At 39.0% G+C, this 19,099-nt stretch carries 14 protein-coding genes; 7 read left to right on the top strand and 7 right to left on the bottom strand.

Translation table 11 applies throughout. From position 1 onward, the window contains the following. Positions 1–90 precede the first annotated feature (90 nt). From AC4MRQ_RS03885 to AC4MRQ_RS03865, 5 genes are all read left to right on the top strand, one after another. On the top strand, positions 91–2,079 hold the full coding sequence (locus tag AC4MRQ_RS03885) for a DUF4954 family protein (protein WP_491196334.1): 1,989 nt from the start codon (positions 91–93) through the stop codon (positions 2,077–2,079). Between the two features lie 24 nt (positions 2,080–2,103). Further along, the gene (gene nagB, locus AC4MRQ_RS03880; RefSeq protein WP_491196333.1) at positions 2,104–2,910 is read left to right on the top strand and encodes a glucosamine-6-phosphate deaminase; all 807 of its coding nucleotides are present in this window, start codon (positions 2,104–2,106) and stop codon (positions 2,908–2,910) included. A gap of 155 nt (positions 2,911–3,065) precedes the next feature. After that, positions 3,066–4,901: a glutamine--fructose-6-phosphate transaminase (isomerizing) gene (glmS, locus tag AC4MRQ_RS03875; protein WP_491196332.1), complete on the top strand. Its 1,836-nt coding sequence runs from the start codon at positions 3,066–3,068 to the stop codon at positions 4,899–4,901. 323 nt (positions 4,902–5,224) lie between these two features. Next, complete coding sequence (locus AC4MRQ_RS03870; protein WP_491196331.1) at positions 5,225–5,713, top strand: arsinothricin resistance N-acetyltransferase ArsN1 family B; 489 nt, start codon at positions 5,225–5,227, stop codon at positions 5,711–5,713. A 346-nt stretch (positions 5,714–6,059) separates the two neighbouring features. Next, the gene (locus AC4MRQ_RS03865; protein ID WP_491196330.1) at positions 6,060–7,106 is read left to right on the top strand and encodes a type I restriction endonuclease; all 1,047 of its coding nucleotides are present in this window, start codon (positions 6,060–6,062) and stop codon (positions 7,104–7,106) included. A 55-nt stretch (positions 7,107–7,161) separates the two neighbouring features. Here the strand turns inward: AC4MRQ_RS03865 and AC4MRQ_RS03860 are convergent, their stop codons facing one another. From AC4MRQ_RS03860 to AC4MRQ_RS03850, 3 genes are all read right to left on the bottom strand, one after another. Further along, positions 7,162–8,385: a hypothetical protein gene (locus tag AC4MRQ_RS03860; protein WP_491196329.1), complete on the bottom strand. Its 1,224-nt coding sequence runs from the start codon at positions 8,383–8,385 to the stop codon at positions 7,162–7,164. A 264-nt stretch (positions 8,386–8,649) separates the two neighbouring features. After that, the gene (locus AC4MRQ_RS03855; protein ID WP_491196328.1) at positions 8,650–9,558 is read right to left on the bottom strand and encodes a hypothetical protein; all 909 of its coding nucleotides are present in this window, start codon (positions 9,556–9,558) and stop codon (positions 8,650–8,652) included. A gap of 45 nt (positions 9,559–9,603) precedes the next feature. Next, complete coding sequence (locus AC4MRQ_RS03850; protein WP_491196327.1) at positions 9,604–10,365, bottom strand: LytR/AlgR family response regulator transcription factor; 762 nt, start codon at positions 10,363–10,365, stop codon at positions 9,604–9,606. Between the two features lie 220 nt (positions 10,366–10,585). Here AC4MRQ_RS03850 and AC4MRQ_RS03845 point away from each other — a divergent pair, with 220 nt between their 5' ends. Then, on the top strand, positions 10,586–10,975 hold the full coding sequence (locus AC4MRQ_RS03845; protein ID WP_491196326.1) for a MotA/TolQ/ExbB proton channel family protein: 390 nt from the start codon (positions 10,586–10,588) through the stop codon (positions 10,973–10,975). A 182-nt stretch (positions 10,976–11,157) separates the two neighbouring features. On the opposite strand, the gene scpA is transcribed toward AC4MRQ_RS03845, so the two are convergent. From scpA to metG, 4 genes are all read right to left on the bottom strand, one after another. Then, on the bottom strand, positions 11,158–13,314 hold the full coding sequence (gene scpA, locus AC4MRQ_RS03840) for a methylmalonyl-CoA mutase (protein ID WP_491196325.1): 2,157 nt from the start codon (positions 13,312–13,314) through the stop codon (positions 11,158–11,160). A gap of 10 nt (positions 13,315–13,324) precedes the next feature. Further along, positions 13,325–15,193: a methylmalonyl-CoA mutase small subunit gene (gene mutA / locus AC4MRQ_RS03835; protein WP_491196324.1), complete on the bottom strand. Its 1,869-nt coding sequence runs from the start codon at positions 15,191–15,193 to the stop codon at positions 13,325–13,327. A gap of 228 nt (positions 15,194–15,421) precedes the next feature. Then, positions 15,422–15,871: a DMT family transporter gene (locus AC4MRQ_RS03830; RefSeq protein ID WP_491196323.1), complete on the bottom strand. Its 450-nt coding sequence runs from the start codon at positions 15,869–15,871 to the stop codon at positions 15,422–15,424. 313 nt (positions 15,872–16,184) lie between these two features. Continuing rightward, on the bottom strand, positions 16,185–18,227 hold the full coding sequence (gene metG, locus AC4MRQ_RS03825) for a methionine--tRNA ligase (protein WP_491196322.1): 2,043 nt from the start codon (positions 18,225–18,227) through the stop codon (positions 16,185–16,187). Between the two features lie 303 nt (positions 18,228–18,530). Between metG and AC4MRQ_RS03820 the strand changes: the two genes are divergently transcribed. After that, positions 18,531–19,099 (top strand): S66 peptidase family protein (locus AC4MRQ_RS03820; RefSeq protein WP_491196321.1); only part of this gene is annotated, 569 nt, incomplete at its 3' end.

Genomic DNA, 19,099 nt, shown 5'->3' with positions numbered 1-19,099 from the left:
TTTTAATTAGCTTTCTTTTCATTCTCTACATGTTATGGCAACTAATTCTTTTTTACTTTAGCTTTGTAATTAATTTACGCTACTGAGAGAATGCATAAATACCGGAGATTAACTGAGCTAGAAATTCAAAATCTGGAACAACGTAATTGCTTTTGCACTGATTGGTCAAAAGTGGCGGTTGCTGAAGGGTTCCATTATAATTCCATTCGTAATGTCTCATTCTCGGGTGATATTAAACTAGGAGTATTCAATCGGATTTTCACCTTCCCGGGAGGTGTTCAGAAGAAGGCTGGCATATCAAATGCCACCATACACAATTGTATTATTGATTCTGACACTTATATCAATCAGGTCAAAAACCATATTGCCAATTACCACATCCAATCAGATGTTGTTATTGAGAATGTTGATTCGATCATTACAGAACAAGAAAGTTGCTTTGGTAATGGTATTCAGGTTTCAGCACTTAACGAAGCAGGTGGACGAGAAATTTCAATATATAATAAGTTATCTGCACACACGGCATACATTATGGCCATGTATCGACATCAGCCTGATGTAATTGGGAAACTTCAAAAACTTATAGACGGTTATAGAGCCGATATATGCAGTTCGATGGGCACAATTTGTAAGGGAGCTCAATTGATTAACTGCCGGACTATTATCGATACAAATATTGGTGAGTTTGCCAAGGTAGAAGGCATCTATCGTTTATCCAACGGGTCGATAAACAGTTCAGAAACGGCACCTAGTTATTTTGGCCCAGGTGTCATTGCCGAAGATTTTATAGCCGCATCTGGCAGTAAAGTCAGTGACAGTGCCTTGATATCAAAATGCTTTGTTGGACAAGGCTGTGAATTGGGCAAACACTATTCAGCTGAGAACTCTGTTTTCTTTGCCAATTGTCAAGGTTTCCATGGTGAAGCATGCTCAATATTTGCGGGCCCCTATACAGTCACGCATCACAAGTCAACTTTATTGATTGCCGGTTATTTTTCATTTATGAATGCCGGAAGTGGTTCCAACCAAAGTAACCACATGTATAAGTTAGGACCTATTCACCAAGGAGTTGTCGAGCGTGGTTCAAAAACCACCAGTGATTCATATCTGTTATGGCCGGCGCGCATTGGTGCTTTCTCATTGGTAATGGGTCGCCATTATCGCAATCCGGATACTTCCCAATTGCCGTTTTCATACCTCATCGAGAACAAAGATGAAAGTATTTTGGCACCGGGAGTTAACTTACGAAGTGTAGGTACCATCCGTGATGCCAGAAAATGGCCCAAACGAGACAAAAGAACAGATAAGAATCTATTAGACTTTATCAATTTTAACCTGCTAAGTCCATTTACTATTCAGAAAATGATAAATGGAAAAAAGGTTTTGAAAGATCTTATGGTTTCATCTGGTCAAACTTCAGACTATTACATGTACAATAGTGTGAAAATTGCAAGCTCGTCATTAAGACGTGGAATTCAACTATATAACACGGGCATCATAAAATTTTTAGGTAATGCCTTAATTAAAAAGCTGGAAGATGCTATCTTTGAATCATTAAGTGAATTAAAAACAAGCCTTTCGAAAACTTCCGATTTTGGAATCGGCGAGTGGATAGACATGGCTGGTTTGTTGGTTCCCAAAGAAAGGGTAATGACCCTGCTTGATGATTTGCAAAATGATAAGATATCGAACCTTGAAGAACTCAATGAACGATATGCTTTATTGCACAACAGCTATTTTGATTATACGTGGACCTGGTGCCTGAAAGTCTTCAAGGATGAATTTGATCTGGATTTCCAAACAGCCGAAATTGATCAGATTATTGCCTTTGTTGACGAATGGAAAAAATGTGTAATTGATTTAGATAACTTAGTTTATTCCGATGCCCATAAGGAATTCACATTGAATACCCAAACGGGCTTTGGTATTGATGGATCAGAAGAAACCCGTATTATGGATTTTGAACAGGTACGTGGTGAATTTGAAAAACACCCATCAGTGCAGGACATCAGTAATCATATCAGGGAAAAAAGCAGACTGGCTGAAGAACTGAAAGAAAGGCTTATCCTCTTAAAGTAGAGAATAAACCTTAAATAGATTACTATGCGTTTAATTATTGAGCCGGATTACCAACAGGCTTCGGAATGGACAGCAAGTTACATTGCACAAAAAATCAATAGCCATAAAGGTGATAAACCTTTTGTTCTTGGATTGCCAACGGGCTCGTCTCCACTGGGGACTTATAAAGAACTGATCAAACTGAATAAAGAAGGAAAGGTATCTTTTCAGAATGTAGTGACTTTTAATATGGATGAGTATCGTGAGATTCCTCGCGAACACCCGCAAAGCTACTACACATTTATGTGGGATAACTTTTTCAGCCATATAGATATAAAGCCTGAGAATACCAACCTTTTGGATGGTCAGGCTGAAGATGCTGAAGCAGAATGTCAGCGTTATGAAGATAAAATAATGGAAATGGGTGGTATCGACCTCTTTTTAGGTGGTATCGGCCCCGACGGTCACCTGGCTTTTAATGAGCCTGCATCGTCGTTACAATCCAGAACCAGGGTTAAAACGTTAACCTATGATACCATTTTAGCGAATTCCCGCTTCTTTGATCATGATCCTGACAAAGTACCTAAAACGGCATTAACCGTAGGTGTAGGAACAGTTTTAGATGCCAAAGAAGTGTTGATTATCGTTAATGGTCATAATAAGGCGAGAGCCTTACAACATGCTGTAGAAGAAGGAATCAATCACATGTGGACCATCAGTGCATTACAAATGCATCCGAAAGGCGTTATTGTTTGTGACGAAGCGGCTACTTATGAACTTAAAGTAGGTACTTATAACTATTTCAAGGATATTGAAAAAGACAATCTTACGCCGGCAAGCTTATGGAAGTGACAGGCATACAGCCTGAATAAGATACACACATTTGTTTGAAGAGGAAAACTTTAAAGTTTTCCTCTTTTTCGTAACTACAGCTTAATAAAAAAGAATGTAGAAGATGATCGAACAAAATAATCCGATCAGATAATTTTGATACAAAGAAGAAAACTATGTGTGGAATTGTAGCATATGTTGGTGGCAGAACAGCTTACCCGATTATTGTAAAAGGCTTACAAAGGCTTGAGTACAGAGGATACGACTCTGCCGGTATAGCACTTATCAACAGTGAAGTCAACGTTTACAAGTGCAAAGGGAAGGTTAAAGATTTGGAGAATCATGCTAAAGGAAAGTCCATTTCGGGTTCCATTGGTATGGGGCACACACGCTGGGCCACCCATGGCGAGCCAAGCGATAATAATGCTCACCCACATGTGTCGCAAAATGGCAAATTCATTGTAGTGCACAACGGTATAATCGAAAATTATGCCCACTTGAAGAATGAATTAGTTAGCCGCGGTTATGAATTTCAAAGTGAAACAGATACCGAGGTATTGGCCAACCTGATTGAAAATATTTACATCAGTAAAGAAGTCAATGCTGAAATGGCTGTACGATTAGCCTTAACAAAAGTAGTTGGTGCTTATGGTCTGGTTATCACCTGCACCGATGAAAAAGATCAGCTGATTGCTGCGCGTAAAGGTAGTCCATTGGTAATTGGCGTTGGCGAAAAAGAATATTTTCTGGCTTCAGATGCAACACCTATTGTTGAATATACCGATCAAGTCATCTATATGAACGATGAAGAGGTGGCGGTTATCAACAGGAATAATCTGACACTTAAAAGCATCGAAAATGATGCCCTCAAACCAAAGATTCAAAAGGTTAATCTAACCATCGATGAAATTGATAAGGGAGCTTACGAGCACTTTATGCTCAAAGAGATTTATGAGCAGCCTATCTCCATCGAAGATACCTTCCGGGGACGTATCTCATTGGATCATTCCAAAATTTTCTTAGGTGGTATTATCGATGTATTACCAAAGCTATCGCAGGCGCGTCGCATTATAATTGCAGCTTGTGGTACATCGTGGCATGCCGGTCTGGTTGGTGAATACCTGTTTGAAGAATTTGCCCGCACACCTGTTGAAGTGGAATATGCCAGTGAATTCCGTTATCGTAACCCGGTGATTAACGAAGACGATGTAATTATCGCTATTTCTCAAAGTGGTGAAACTGCTGATACACTCGCAGCTATTAAGATGGCTAAAGAACAAGGTGCTACCATTTTAGGAATTTGCAATGTAGCCGGTTCTTCAATTCCACGTGAAACTCATGCTGGGGTTTACACCCATGCCGGTGTTGAGATTGGGGTAGCTTCAACCAAAGCTTTTAGCTCTCAGGTAACTGTATTGACGATGATGGCACTGATGCTTGGAAAAACAAAAGGCCACTTATCTGACATTGACTATAAAGAACTGATTGGTGAGTTGACGCAGGTACCTGATAAAATCAGAACCATCCTGCAATCAGAGGAGGAGATTAAACGAATCTCAGAAACCTATAAAGACGCCAATAATGCACTTTATTTGGGACGAGGCTATCTGTTTCCGGTAGCACTTGAAGGAGCTTTAAAACTTAAGGAAATATCTTATATCCATGCTGAAGGCTATCCGGCGGCTGAGATGAAGCACGGTCCGATTGCCTTAATCGATGAAAATATGCCGGTATTTGTATTGGCAACCAAAGATAAGTCTTACGAAAAGATCGTAAGTAATATACAGGAAGTGAAAGCCCGTAACGGTAAAGTGATTGCTATTGTTACCAAAGGTGATGGTGTGATAAAGAAAATGGCCGATCATGTGATTGAAGTACCTGATTGCCACGAAGCCATTGCTCCTTTGTTGACATGTATTCCGCTTCAGTTTATATCTTACCACATTGCCGTCATGCGCGGTTGTAATGTGGATCAACCACGTAACCTGGCAAAATCAGTTACCGTGGAATAAAAAAGGATTACTTCGTTGTCATTCACATTTGAATGACTTTCATTGTAATATTTTAAGGTTTATCTCTCAGTAAAAGCCCGTTTGAAACGTCATCCGGGCTTTACTTTTTTCTTCGAAGAATGTTAAACCCGCAATATGCATTAGAAAACCTATTACGCATCGAAACTACTTCAAAACAAAGCTCTTCGTTCATTTGCTTCAATTCACCGTAGCGGTGCTACGACTCATTTCAGTAAATGCTTATTTTATTGTATTTTCAATGCTCACTACGATGTTCCAATGCATAATCCGGGTTAAATTTACTCCAAACTCCATTCAAAAAGATGATACGACCTGTTAAACCATCGGATGCCAAAGCCATCGCCCGTATTTATAATCACTACATTACACATAGCATAGCCACGTTTGAACTCGACCCTGTAAAAGTGGATGAAATGGAAAAGCGCATAAAGGATATCCACCCAAAATATCCTTATCTCGTTTACGTTGACAAACAAGAGGTTGTAGCCTACGCCTATGCCTGTCCTTGGAAAGCCCGCAAAGCTTATCAACACTCGGTTGAGAGTTCAGTTTATCTGCATCCTGAGGTGCAAGGTAAAGGCATTGGATCAAAGCTCTATTCTGTTTTGATTGATAAACTTAAAGCGAAGAATATTCATGCTGTCATTGGAGGCATTTCATTGCCTAATGAAGCCAGTGTGGCCCTGCACGAGAAATTTGAATTTAAAAAGATAGGGCAATTTGCCCAGGTAGGCCGGAAATTTAATCAATGGATCGATGTGGGATATTGGGAGTTAATTTTGGACGATTAGATCAATCTTTGTGCAAGGATGAGCTTGACTTCGCATATGTTTAATATTAAAAAATAACTTTATTCATAAGAAATAAATGGTTATCGATGAATTTTCAATACCTATGAATAAACAAAAGTTATTTGAGGTTAATATTTAAACCCAATACTAAATATTAACCTCAACTCATATATCTCAATTTGTATTCAGTATAAATAGATACTAAATTAAATCAACATCTTCGCACATTACATAAAGCATCAACTGAAAATCTAATTTAAGAGTCTAGATTAATTCAATTTGTTTATTTGACAATATTATATAAATTGGATCATTAAATTTTTATTGAACTATAAACTAACTCACGATGGATTTTCAAACGAACCTTAAAACATTCACAGAAAGAGTACAATCTCTTAAGCCAAACTTACAAACTGAAGAAGCAACCAAGAATGGTCTTATAATGCCTTTCATCCAATTATTAGGATATGATGTCTTTAATCCTATGGAGGTTATTCCTGAATATGTTGCTGATATAGGAACAAAAAAAGGAGAAAAAGTAGATTATGCAATTTTGCAGGACAATCAACCAATAATGATTATTGAATGTAAACATTGGAAGGAGAATCTGGACGTTCATAACTCCCAGCTCCATCGATATTTTCATGTAAGTAAAGCTCGATTTGGTCTGCTTACAAATGGCGCGGAATATAGATTCTATACTGATTTGGCAGAAGCAAATAAGATGGACACTGAGCCTTTCTTAATCATTGATTTCGAAAACTTAAAAGATCACGAGATAAACGAATTGCGTAAGTTTCAAAAGACAAACTTTGATGTTGATAAAATTATTGATAGTGCCAGCGAATTAAAATACTCATCGGCTATTAAAGAAATATTAGAGAAAGAACTTAACGAGCCTTCTGAGGAATTTGTTCGTTTCTTCGGAAAACAAATCTATAAGGGAAAGATAACAGCAAAGGTTCTTGAGCAACTTACTAACATAGTAAAAAAGGCAACTAATCAATCCATTAAAGAGATTGTCAACGACAGACTGCATTCTGCACTTAAGAAAGAAGAAGAAGTTGTCGAAGAAATTGTTGATGAAACGGAAGAAAATAAAATCGTAACAACTGAAGAGGAAATCGAAGGCTACCATATTGTCCGTTCTATTGTACGAACCAAGATTGAAGCTGATAGAATAGTGTTCCGAGATACTCAATCATATTTCGGTATATTAGTCGATGATAACAACCGCAAGCCTGTATGCAGGCTTCATCTTAATGGTAGTAAGAAATATTTAGGATTATTTGATGACGCCAAAAAAGAAGAGAGAATTCACATTGAGACACTCGATGATATCTATAAATACTCCGAAAAATTGATAGACGCAGTGTTAAGGCATATGAACTAATTCCAATATAAAAGCCACCCAACAAGGTGGCTTCTCTATTTTATTTGAAGAAATCCTACAATTTCATCTCCACTTTAGTACTAAAGATATGCTCCGGATCAATGCGCACACTCAAGGATTCGTAAATTGACTTAATAGTGCGATTTAGTTTGATCTTTTGGACTACCTCTCCATCTTTTTTAAACACAACTGGTTTATTTAGGTTTAGCATCTTATCATTTAACATTACCTGAATAGCGTCCATATAGGTCTCTGAGATGTTAATGGAGTTGTCTTTTTTATTGTATTCAGCTACGATCTGTTTTCCGGCACGTGGTTGGAAATTATGGCACCACAACCAATAAAACTGCTCATGGTAGCGATTATCCTGTCGCCAAATCACCCTCTCCGGAAATGGATTGCGTTGATATTGTGCCATCCATGGCAATGCCATTGCATCCTGTAGTTTCATCCAATGACCACACTCTTCGTGTATCACCGCCTGATGCACGTAATGGCCCGGATTGGCCGTAGACAGACTATCTAAAGTATCTTTCCATTCGCGCGCCAGTCCATTACGATTATAAGCTGCATCTTTACCTCCTATATGCAAGGCAAAAGGCAGGTTATACAGGTTATTGGGAGAGGCATCACCCGGATGCCCTGCCATCATGGAAGCTCCAGCCAAACGATCGGCCATACGTGGTGCCAACTGATACAGGCCATCACCACCTGCCGAATAACCCAAAAGGTAAACCTTATTAGGATTCACGCCTTCTTTAATCACAGCCATCTGGATAAGGATATTGATAAAATCATCGATATCATCCTGATGCCACATATTCCATGTATTGGTTGGGGCCCGCATGGCTAAATAAACACCCTCCATATCCTTCATGGTTTTATCGTAAAGGTGCTTTTGGTTATTATATTGCTGATCGTTCACTTCTGCAGGAGCTCCACCACCACCGTGTAATGATAACCATAAGGCTCGGCCATCCTCAGGCTTTTCACCAAATACATTGTAGTAAAATGGCATCACATGATCCTGAAATTTTAGTTCTCTCTGTTCCCACTGATCATTGTATTTTGTGGCAAACTGTTGCTGTGCATCAGCATAAAGCAAGTCGCCTGCTTCTTTTGCTTCTTTCTTAGACAGGGCTTCATTGGCAAATGGTGCTTGACTTAGATCAGTTCGTTCATCAACAGGTTGTTTCAGCCAATCTTTTAATTTATTAATCTGGGCATGCGAATATAGGTTGACTAAAACGGTCAACACCAGTGTAATTCTATATTTCATATGATTATAAATTTATTTTTCAATTGCCATATGGAACTCGCACATAAATCTGATCTTCCTCCCGTATGTCAATTGGAATAATCAAACTTATATGGTCGTTTCATCTTTTATTTGGTTTTAATAGATAACACGCAAAACATCCGTTTTGGTGACAAGCCCGAAAATAAAAGCAATATTACTTGCTCATTAGTCACTGATGTAAATAATAGGGGACTAAGGTTCGAAACTCTCTCTTCCTATTACAATATGGCTTCTTAACTCCTACTAATGCAGAATATCCTCGTACGACCATTCCCTGACTCCATACTTATCAAGCAGTTGTTTGGCAACTTGATTTGGAATAGCCACAAATCGAACAATCGGATCAATGTCTTTGCTCCCTTTATCGCCACTGGTAATGTAGATATTATCAGCTGAAAGATAAGCTCTCTCTTCCTGATCAATATAATAAAGGCTAACCCTGGAATGGCGATGTCCATCTCCCTTTGGATAATGCAACAGGTTAGAAGCATTTGAGTCCCGAAGTTCTTTGATATATGAGTTAATACCTGAAACATAGGCAAAGTCTTGCGCCAGTATCTTTTTAGGGTACCACCGGGTTAGTTTTTCAGAAAAAGGACTTATCGGATGTTTGAGAAGAATTAATAGGGGGGCTCCAATTATGATTACTGCTTCGGCAATCCAGATTAAGAGTAAAAACACACCATTTACTGTAATGCCAAAAATGCTCCACGATCCATAGGTGTAAAGATCCAACAACAAGTTTTTTAACACAACAGGGTCAAGGATAAATAAACCTTCTTGAATGGTTTCCTGCAGAGGTATTTTTCCGGTTACCCAAAAGAACAGGTAAACCATCCATTGCACAAACACACCTACAAAACTAAAAATAAGTCCAATTGAAAAACGAACCTTTCCATTTCGTATCAAAGATATTCTACTTGTATAAACAACTGTATAGCCGATAATAAGGCCAAACGTTCCAGTGATTAAGGCATTTAGATAGATAAATGGAATAAAGGTTACCAGTAAAGCATATAAATAGGCTGCCAGTGTTGTTATAACTGCCGATAATCCTACTGCAATGGTTAAACCAGCTAAAGTAAAATTACCTGACAAATGAAAATCACCCTGATCAGGCACATAGAATCTTTGAAGAAGTGTTGCGAACATTTTTATAAGAGTTAGAATTGATCTTATAAAGATGCTTAATATTAATCACAATACCTTTTCTTTAACCATTGCTTTATAACTTCTTCCAACAGGCAAGGTATGATTGGTTAATGTAATTTCGCTAAGATTAGCACTTGTTATCTTCTGAGTATTGACAATATAAGAACGATGAATACGAAGGAAGGTCGCAGGAAGGCGATTGATAATATGACTTATCTTTTCTTTACTCGACATATGACCTTTTTCAGCATGAATCTTTATATAATCCGACAAACTTTCGATATAAATAATCTCATCAAATGGAACTTTCAACAACTTCCGATTGGACTTAATCTCAAGCACACCTTTGATCACCTTTTGGTTTTCTTTGCTTAACTCCTCGATTAATAATTGCTTTTCCTTTATTTGTTTGACCATCAATAAAACAGAACCCATTATAACCAACATATAAAGAATAACTGCGAATAAAATTGTATCGGAAGCATTGGGAGCCAAAGGATGAAAACTATATTGGCCCAGATAAACGTAAGAGTACATTAATACAATGGACTCCAAATAGAGTGATACAATAATAGTATATACTGTGTAGACGCCAAATCTGAAGTGCTTCTTCTTTAATAAGAATTGTGGTACAAGGTGATAATTAAAAAAGTAAGATGTACCCAAAACAATAGGCATTAACATGCTGATAAAAAAGAAAGCAGCTATATTATTAGCCCATTTTTGACCAAAAACTAAGGTCAGTATTACAAGTACAAAGCACCAATATGCGAAATGATAGAATGGATTCGATGATTTAATCTTCATTCGATTCGTGTTAATAAAATTCATTTACAGCTTAAATTTGATCAAAAAATCGAAGAAAAAATACTTTTGTCGACGAACTACAACTTTCAAAACGGATACGACCTTGTTTCAAACACCTGTTAACCTTTACTTTGTTACAGAAGTTAATCATTAACAATCTGAATAAGTCGACTTAACTAATTAATGTGATTAATGAGCTATTAACATTAAAAAAGAAACAATGACGGATTTATTTTATCAAGGAGGTCCCTTATTTATGGGTATGCTTACCTTATTCTTATTAGGCTTATCAGTGTGGATGATTTACCATTTATTAGTATTTATCAAGTCCAATGAAGTAAATGCTAAACAAGCACTTCGCAACATGTCGTATGGTCGATCAATCGGATTATTATCCTTAATTACAGGCATATTTGGTCAGCTTATTGGTTTTTACGATGCTTTCTCCTATTTAGAAACAACACCTGTATCTTCCCAGATCTTATCTGCCGGAATCAAAGTATCAATGATCCCAACAATGTATGGAATGATCATTTACATTTATTCGCTATTGCTGTGGTTTGGTTTCAGCCATATTATTGAAAGACGATCCAATAACAAGAAAGCTTGATATACAATAAAAGCAACCTCAGTAAACATTGAAATAACTCGATGTAAATAAGGATTCGATCTTTATCGACAAGATGCCAATAAAGATCGAATCCGTAAAAATCAAAAGCCACCCCAATAACGAGGTGGCTTTCCAATATCTACTGCACTGTGCATGACGCACCGCGCACTAATCTCTAATTACTATTCCGCAGCCTGCTCCATCAATAAGTTCAGGATGTCAGAACCTGCTTTAGCAACTGAAGTACCAGGGCCAAAGATAGCAACTGCACCAGCGTCATAAAGGAATTGGTAATCCTGTGCTGGGATAACACCACCACAGATTACTAAAATATCCTCACGACCTAACTTCTTAAGTTCTTCAATAATCTGAGGAACCAAAGTCTTGTGACCTGCCGCCAATGAAGATACACCCACGACGTGTACATCATTTTCTACAGCCTGCTTAGCCGCTTCTTCTGGCGTCTGGAACAATGGTCCCATATCCACGTCGAAACCTATATCGGCATAACCGGTCGCTACAACTTTAGCACCGCGGTCGTGACCATCCTGACCCATTTTGGCAATCATGATACGAGGCTGACGGCCTTCTTTCTCAGCAAATTCTTTTGCTAACTCTGATGCTTTTGCAAACTCTTGATCGTCTGCTGCTTCTGCGCTATACACTCCTGAAATTGATCTGATTACTGCGTTATATCTACCTACAATTTTTTCGCATGCGTCAGAGATTTCTCCTAATGAAGCACGCTTCTGAGCCGCGTCAACAGCTAACTCAAGCAAGTTACCTTCACCAGTTTCAACTGCCTTAGTAATCTTAGCTAATGCAGCTTGTACCTCTTCCTCATTACGCTCAGCACGAAGCTTCTGTAAACGCTCAATCTGTGAACGACGAACCTCCATGTTATCAACATCCAAGATGTCGATTGGATCTTCTTTCTCTAAGCGATACTTATTAGTACCCACAATTGTCTGAGTTTTGCTATCGATTTTAGCCTGTGTACGAGCAGCAGCCTCTTCGATACGCATCTTAGGAATACCTGACTCGATTGCTTTTGCCATACCACCTAATGACTCAATCTCCTGGATATGAGCCCATGCTTTTTCTACCAAGTCATTAGTCAATGACTCAACGTAGTATGAACCAGCCCATGGATCAACAGCCTTACAGATTTGCGTTTCATCCTGGATGAAAATCTGCGTATTACGAGCAATACGAGCAGAGAAGTCAGTTGGAAGAGCAATCGCTTCATCCAATGCATTGGTGTGTAACGACTGTGTGTGACCAAGGGCAGCACCCATTGCCTCAACACAAGTACGACCAACGTTGTTAAACGGATCCTGCTCAGTTAATGACCAGCCTGAAGTCTGTGAGTGCGTACGTAACGCTAAGGACTTAGGATTTTTAGGATTGAACTGCTTCACAATCTTCGCCCATAACATACGTCCGGCACGCATCTTGGCAATCTCCATAAAGTGGTTCATACCAATAGCCCAGAAGAATGATAAACGAGGTGCGAAAGCATCAATATCTAATCCTGCCTTAGTACCGGCACGAAGGTATTCTAAACCATCGGCCAAAGTATAAGCTAACTCGATATCTGCAGTTGCACCTGCTTCTTGCATGTGGTAACCTGAGATAGAAATTGAGTTAAACTTAGGCATCTTCTGTGATGTATATTCAAAGATGTCGGCAATAACCTTCATCGAGAATTCTGGTGGGTAGATGTATGTGTTACGTACCATGAACTCCTTCAAAATGTCGTTCTGGATAGTACCAGCCATCTGTTCTAACTTAACACCTTGCTCTAAACCTGCAACGATGTAGAAAGCCATTACAGGCAATACAGCACCGTTCATGGTCATCGATACAGACATCTTATCCAATGGAATACCATCGAAAAGAACATTCATATCAAGGATAGAGTCGATAGCCACACCCGCTTTACCAACGTCACCTTCTACACGTTTATGATCTGAATCATATCCACGGTGAGTAGCCAGGTCAAATGCTACAGATAAACCTTTCTGACCTGCAGCTAAGTTACGACGGTAGAATGCGTTTGACTCCTCAGCCGTAGAGAAACCTGCATACTGACGAACTGTCCAAGGACGCATCGCGTACATCATTGAGTAAGGTCCGCGTAAATAAGGAGGTAAACCAGCAGCATAACCTAAATGCTCCATTCCCTCTAAATCGTCCTTACCATATACTGGTTTAACAGGGATTTGCTCTGGAGTAACCCAGTCTTTTTTTACCCCGTGCTTTTGTTCCCAAGCTTTTGCATCTGTCGTTCCGCAAGGCTTGGTTTTGAAATCTATGTTATTAAATTTTGGTCGCATAATTGTCTCCTTATTTTAAAACCATCCCGTTGAATTCCTGAAGTGTTTCAAGAACGTTAGAACGAACATTAACAAAGTGCTTAATACCTTTTGCTTTTAATTCCTCAGCACAAGCAGGTGCACCGGCGATTACCAATGGCGTGTTACCTAATAATTCAAAAGCTTTAGGCGCTGCTTCTGCGTATTCGTCATCGGAGCTACAAAGAACCACGATATCTGCTTTAGCAGCTTTAGCTGCTTCAACACCAGCCTCTACAGTTTCGAAACCAAGGTTGTCCTGAATTTCGTAACCGGCACATCCGAAGAAGTTACCTGAGAATTGAGAACGCGCTAAACGCATGGCTAAGTTTCCGTAAGTCAACATAAATACTTTAGGACGCTTAGCTGCCTTTTCGGTTGCTAAACGTAAAGTTTCAAACTGGTCAGCAGCACGGAATAATGTGATTGGCTCAACTTCTTTTTCGCCTTCGCATGATACACTTACTTTCTCTAGTTTAGAGAAATCGATGTCGCCAGAGATGATTTCACCTGTGTTAGGGAACTGATTAGTTCCTAATAGGTTTTCACGACGAGTAGCTACCGCCTTACGACGCTTGTCAGCTGTTTCTTTAACAAGACCCTGAATAAAGCCTTCTTTCATAGCTGCTAAGTAACCACCTTTTTCTTCTACCTCAACAAACAATGCCCATGCTTGCTCAGCAATGCTGTTTGTTAGGTTTTCGATATAATAAGAACCCGCTGATGGGTCAACAATCTTCTCGAAGTGAGACTCTTCTTTCAATAATAACTGTTGGTTACGTGCGATACGCTCAGAGAATTCGTCAGAATCCTTGTATAATGAGTCGTATGGTTGAACAGTTAAAGACTGGGTTCCACCCAATGAAGCAGACATAGCTTCAGTTTGCGTACGAAGCATGTTTACGTTTGGATCGAAGATGGTCTTATTCCACTCAGAAGTTTCACTGTGAACGTGCATTTTGCAAACCTCAACACCAGTCGGCTTATATGCTTCAACAATCTTCGCCCATAGCATACGACCAGCGCGCAACTTAGCAATTTCCATAAAGTAATTACCACTAACACCAAAGTTGAACTTTAGGTTGGCTGCTGCTTCATTGATTGAAAGGCCACGTTCAGTTAACTGAGATAAATACTCGTTACCCATTGCCAATCCAAAAGCTAACTCCTGCACGATAGAAGCACCGGCATTGTTGTAATGCTTCGCATTAACAGCAATTGTTTTGAACTGCGGGAAGTTTTTAGCTACCTCAACGATTTCTTTAGCACGGTCCAAGGCTTTATCAGTTGCCAGGCAAGCCTTGCCTTTGATAGTAACCGAACCAATTGGGTCAAAATCAATTGAACCTTTTACCTTAGCATGTGTACGGTTCATCTTGTTAAGAACTGCTACCACTGATTCAACCAACTTCTTGTTACCACAGCAAGCGTTGAAATTAATCTCTACATCATCAGAAATGATGTTCTTTAATAAAGCTTCAATATTAGCTTCTGAAACAAGCTCTTTGTCTTCAATTACGAAGCCAATACTATCCACACCTTTAGTAAGGACAGTTAGTGCTTTTTCGTTTGCCTCTTTAGCATCTTTTACAATGATGTCCTGACGTACAAACCATTTATTGGTTTTAGCATTGTTACCGCGTACATACGGAAACTCGCCAGGCTGGCTTTCAAGGTAATTCAATGATTCAAGGTCTTCAGAACGATAGAAAGGCTGTACGTTGAACCCTTCGTTGGTTCTCCATACCAGCTTTTTCTCAAAGTCTGCCCCTTTAAGGTCTGCCGTGATTTTATCCATCCACTCTTGAGTAGATACTTTCGGAAAATCACTAAATAACAGTTGTTTCGTGTTATCTGCCATAATGTAACTGTTTGTTTTTTCCAAGGCGCAAAAATAAACCTTTTGTTGATATTAATTAGATATTTTAACTGTTTTTAATGGTGTTATAGAGCATGATAATCAATAACATATGCAAGTATCTTCATACATTAAATGTGTTCTCAATGCCCCAACTTAAACTTAATCAGTCAGTTATTAAAGCTAAATTTCTTTAATTCAGGTTGCTCATCTGACTTAAACAGAATTATTCTAAAATCTTTGAATTAAAAAAACACCTGCAATCAGCAATACAATTCCAATAATTCTTCCGGGCGAAATAGCATGAACCGGAATATTAAAGAAGCCATAATGATCGATTATGGATGCAACAATCATTTGCCCACCAATTGAGGCTCCTAACATGGTTGCTACACCGATTTTAGGGATAAGGATAATGGCAGAACTAACATAGATAGCTCCCATAACGCCTCCAATAAACAGATATAAAGGCATTTCTGAAATAAGCGCCTTTGGTGGCAACTCTGTTCTCATCAGTACATTCAATACAAATAAGGTTACAGTACCGACGAAGAAACTGACAAAGGCCGCTTGAATTGGACTTTTAAGTATCCCACCCAATTGTGAATTGATGCTGCCTTGAACAGCTAATAGACCACCAATTAATAAGGCAATGCCAGTAAGAATATATTTTAAATACATAAAATCCGGATTGATTTGACGGTTATTAAAACCAATTGCGTGCTGCAAGTTACGGGAAAATGTGAGTAAAGGAAATGGTATTTGTCAGTAAAAAGGATCGGACCCTTCAGTACACATTTAACACAGAGACGCAGAGGTGCAGAGTCTATTCTGAAAAAGGATCGTAGATTTCACTGCAACTTCCTAAGCATCTTGAAGATGCTAAGGAAGTGGAAAATGAACAAAAAAAATCGCACCATAAAATGATGCGATTCTATATATCATCCGGACCACGGACTTTCTTCTGTCACCAGTCCCCGGTCTTCTGTCTTCCTTACCTCACTTCCGAACCTTCTTTAACAGCATTAGCAGGTGCAACAAACTCCAATTTGCCTGTCGCATCCTCAGCCATCAGAATCATGCCCTGAGATTCGATACCACGAATTTTACGAGGAGCAAGATTAACCAGAATACTAACTTGCTTCCCAATGATATCTTCCGGTTTGAAGAACTCAGCGATACCCGAAACGACCGTACGTTGATCGATGCCGGTATCTACTTTTAGTTGAAGCAATTTCTTTGTCTTAGCTACCTTCTCTGCTTCAATAATGGTTCCTACACGAATATCCATCTTCACAAAATCGTCAAACTCGATATTGCCTTTGGCAGGCGCTGCTGTTTTGTTAGCAGCTTCGTTATCTATTTTAGTTTGCTCCAACTTGTCCAGTTGTGCCTGAATGGTTTCGTCTTCAATCTTTTCGAACAACAACTCAGGTTTGTTTACCTGGTGACCCTCAGCAATAAAATCAAGGTTACCACACGCTTCCCATGTTAAACCATCAAGGTTCAGCATGTTTTGCATTTTCTTAGCTGTGAATGGTAAGAAAGGTTCAATCAATATAGCAGTGTTAGCTGTAATTTGAAGAGCAATATTCATAATTGTCTTCACGCGCTCACCATCAGTTTTGATGAGTTTCCAAGGCTCAGTATCAGCAAGATATTTATTACCCAAACGCGCTAAATTGATGGCTTCCTTCACTGCCTCACGGAATTTGAAGTTATCCAAGGCCTCTTCTACCTTCTTCACCAATACAGGAATCTCATTTAAAGTTTCCTTATCGTAATTGGTTAATTCACCTTGCGCAGGAACAGCTCCATCATAATATTTGTGTGTCAACACAATGGCACGGTTCACAAAGTTACCTAAGATAGCAACCAGCTCGTTATTATTACGTGCCTGGAAATCCTTCCAGGTAAAATCGTTGTCTTTGGTTTCAGGTGCATTGGCTGTTAATGTATAACGCAATACATCCTGCTTGTCTTTAAAATCAACTAAATACTCATGCAACCACACAGCCCAGTTGCGTGAAGTTGAAATCTTATCACCTTCAAGGTTCAAGAATTCGTTGGCAGGTACATTCTCAGGTAAAATGTAGCTTCCCTCCGCTTTCAACATAGATGGGAACACAATACAGTGGAATACAATATTATCTTTCCCAATGAAGTGCAGCATGCGTGAATCTTCACTCTTCCAGTACTTTTCCCATTCTGGTGTTAGCTCTTTAGTAGCAGAGATATAACCAATTGGCGCATCAAACCAAACGTATAACACTTTACCATCAGCGCCTTCAACCGGAACAGGTACTCCCCAATCCAAATCACGACTTACCGCACGAGGCTGTAATCCTAAGTCAATCCATGACTTACACTGACCATATACGTTTGATTTCCATTCTTTGTGGCCATCTAAAATCCATTCTTTCAAGAATCGTTCATGCTTATCTAATGGCAAATACCAGTGTTTAGTGGTTTTAATAACAGGCTTGCTTCCAGACACTACTGAACGAGGATCAATCAGGTCTGTCGCATTTAATGAAGTACCACAACTTTCACATTGATCACCATAAGCACCTTCACTCTTGCAATGCGGACAAGTACCTGTTATATAACGGTCGGCCAAAAATTGTTTGGCTTCCTCATCATAATATTGTTCTGACTCTTTTTCAACAAACTCACCTTTATCGTATAAGGTCTTAAAAAACTCACTGGCTGTTTCGTAATGCGTTTTACTGGTTGTGCGTGAATACACATCGAACGAAATACCAAATTTCTCAAAAGAATCTTTGATTATACCATGGAACTTATCCACAACATCTTGTGGTGTTACGCCTTCATTCTTGGCTTTTAATGTGATAGGTACACCATGCTCATCAGAGCCTCCAATCAACACAACATCCTCCTTTTTAAGGCGTAGGTAACGCACATAAATATCAGCCGGTACATATACACCCGCTAAGTGACCAATATGAACAGGCCCATTGGCATAAGGTAACGCCGTGGTTACCAATGTTCTTTTGAAATCTCCAGCTTGCTTCATTCTGCTTGAATTGTTTTATGGTTGCTTACAACCTTATATTCTATGGTTTATTTTAATTGCGCAAAGATACAATTGTCAGCTAGTTTTTTAGTCAGTAGCCAGTAGTTTATTTCGTATAAATTTGAATATCAGAAGTACATAGAAAATAATTCTCCATGTTTTTGCGTCTACGTGTTTCTATCCTTAATATTGTAATATCTTTCGCTGATAACGCAGATATTCGCAGAAGATTCAATTCATTAAAGTAATTCTCTGCGTTAATCCGCGTAATCTGCGGGAAAGAAAAACTAACAACCTGATACCATGATATTCCCAAAATCCCTCGAAAAAGGCTCAACTATTGGCATCGTAGCTCCGGCTGGTAAAATCAATGCTGAAACCATTCACTTTGCTGAGAAGTTATTACACAAGCGCAGTTACAAAGTCGTGATAGGTGAAAATGCTTGTAATACCCTCCATCAGTATGCCGGTAATGACGAGCACCGGGCTGCAGACTTGCAGCATATGTTGAACAGTAAAGATATAGATGCAATTTTTTGTGCGCGAGGCGGCTATGGAACCATTCGCATCATTGATCAGATTGACTTTACTCATTACCTGGAATATCCTAAATGGATTGTTGGCTACAGCGATATTACTGTATTACATGCCGCTTTGCAAAATAAGATTGGTGTCGCTTCCATTCATGGTCCCATGCCAAAGAACTTTCCAGACAAAGCAGAGGACGAAGAAGACATGGAACACTTGTTCAATATTCTGCATGGAGAGCTACCTCATTACAAATTAAAACCACATCAACTAAATAAAACAGGTGAAGCTGAAGGCATACTGATTGGAGGCAACTTATCATTGATTTATGCCTTACGTGCTAC

The sequence above is a fragment of the Carboxylicivirga sp. genome (genome assembly GCF_982718395.1).
The sequence above is the reverse complement of the archived record's forward strand: the minus strand, read 5'-3'. Positions and strand labels throughout refer to the sequence as shown.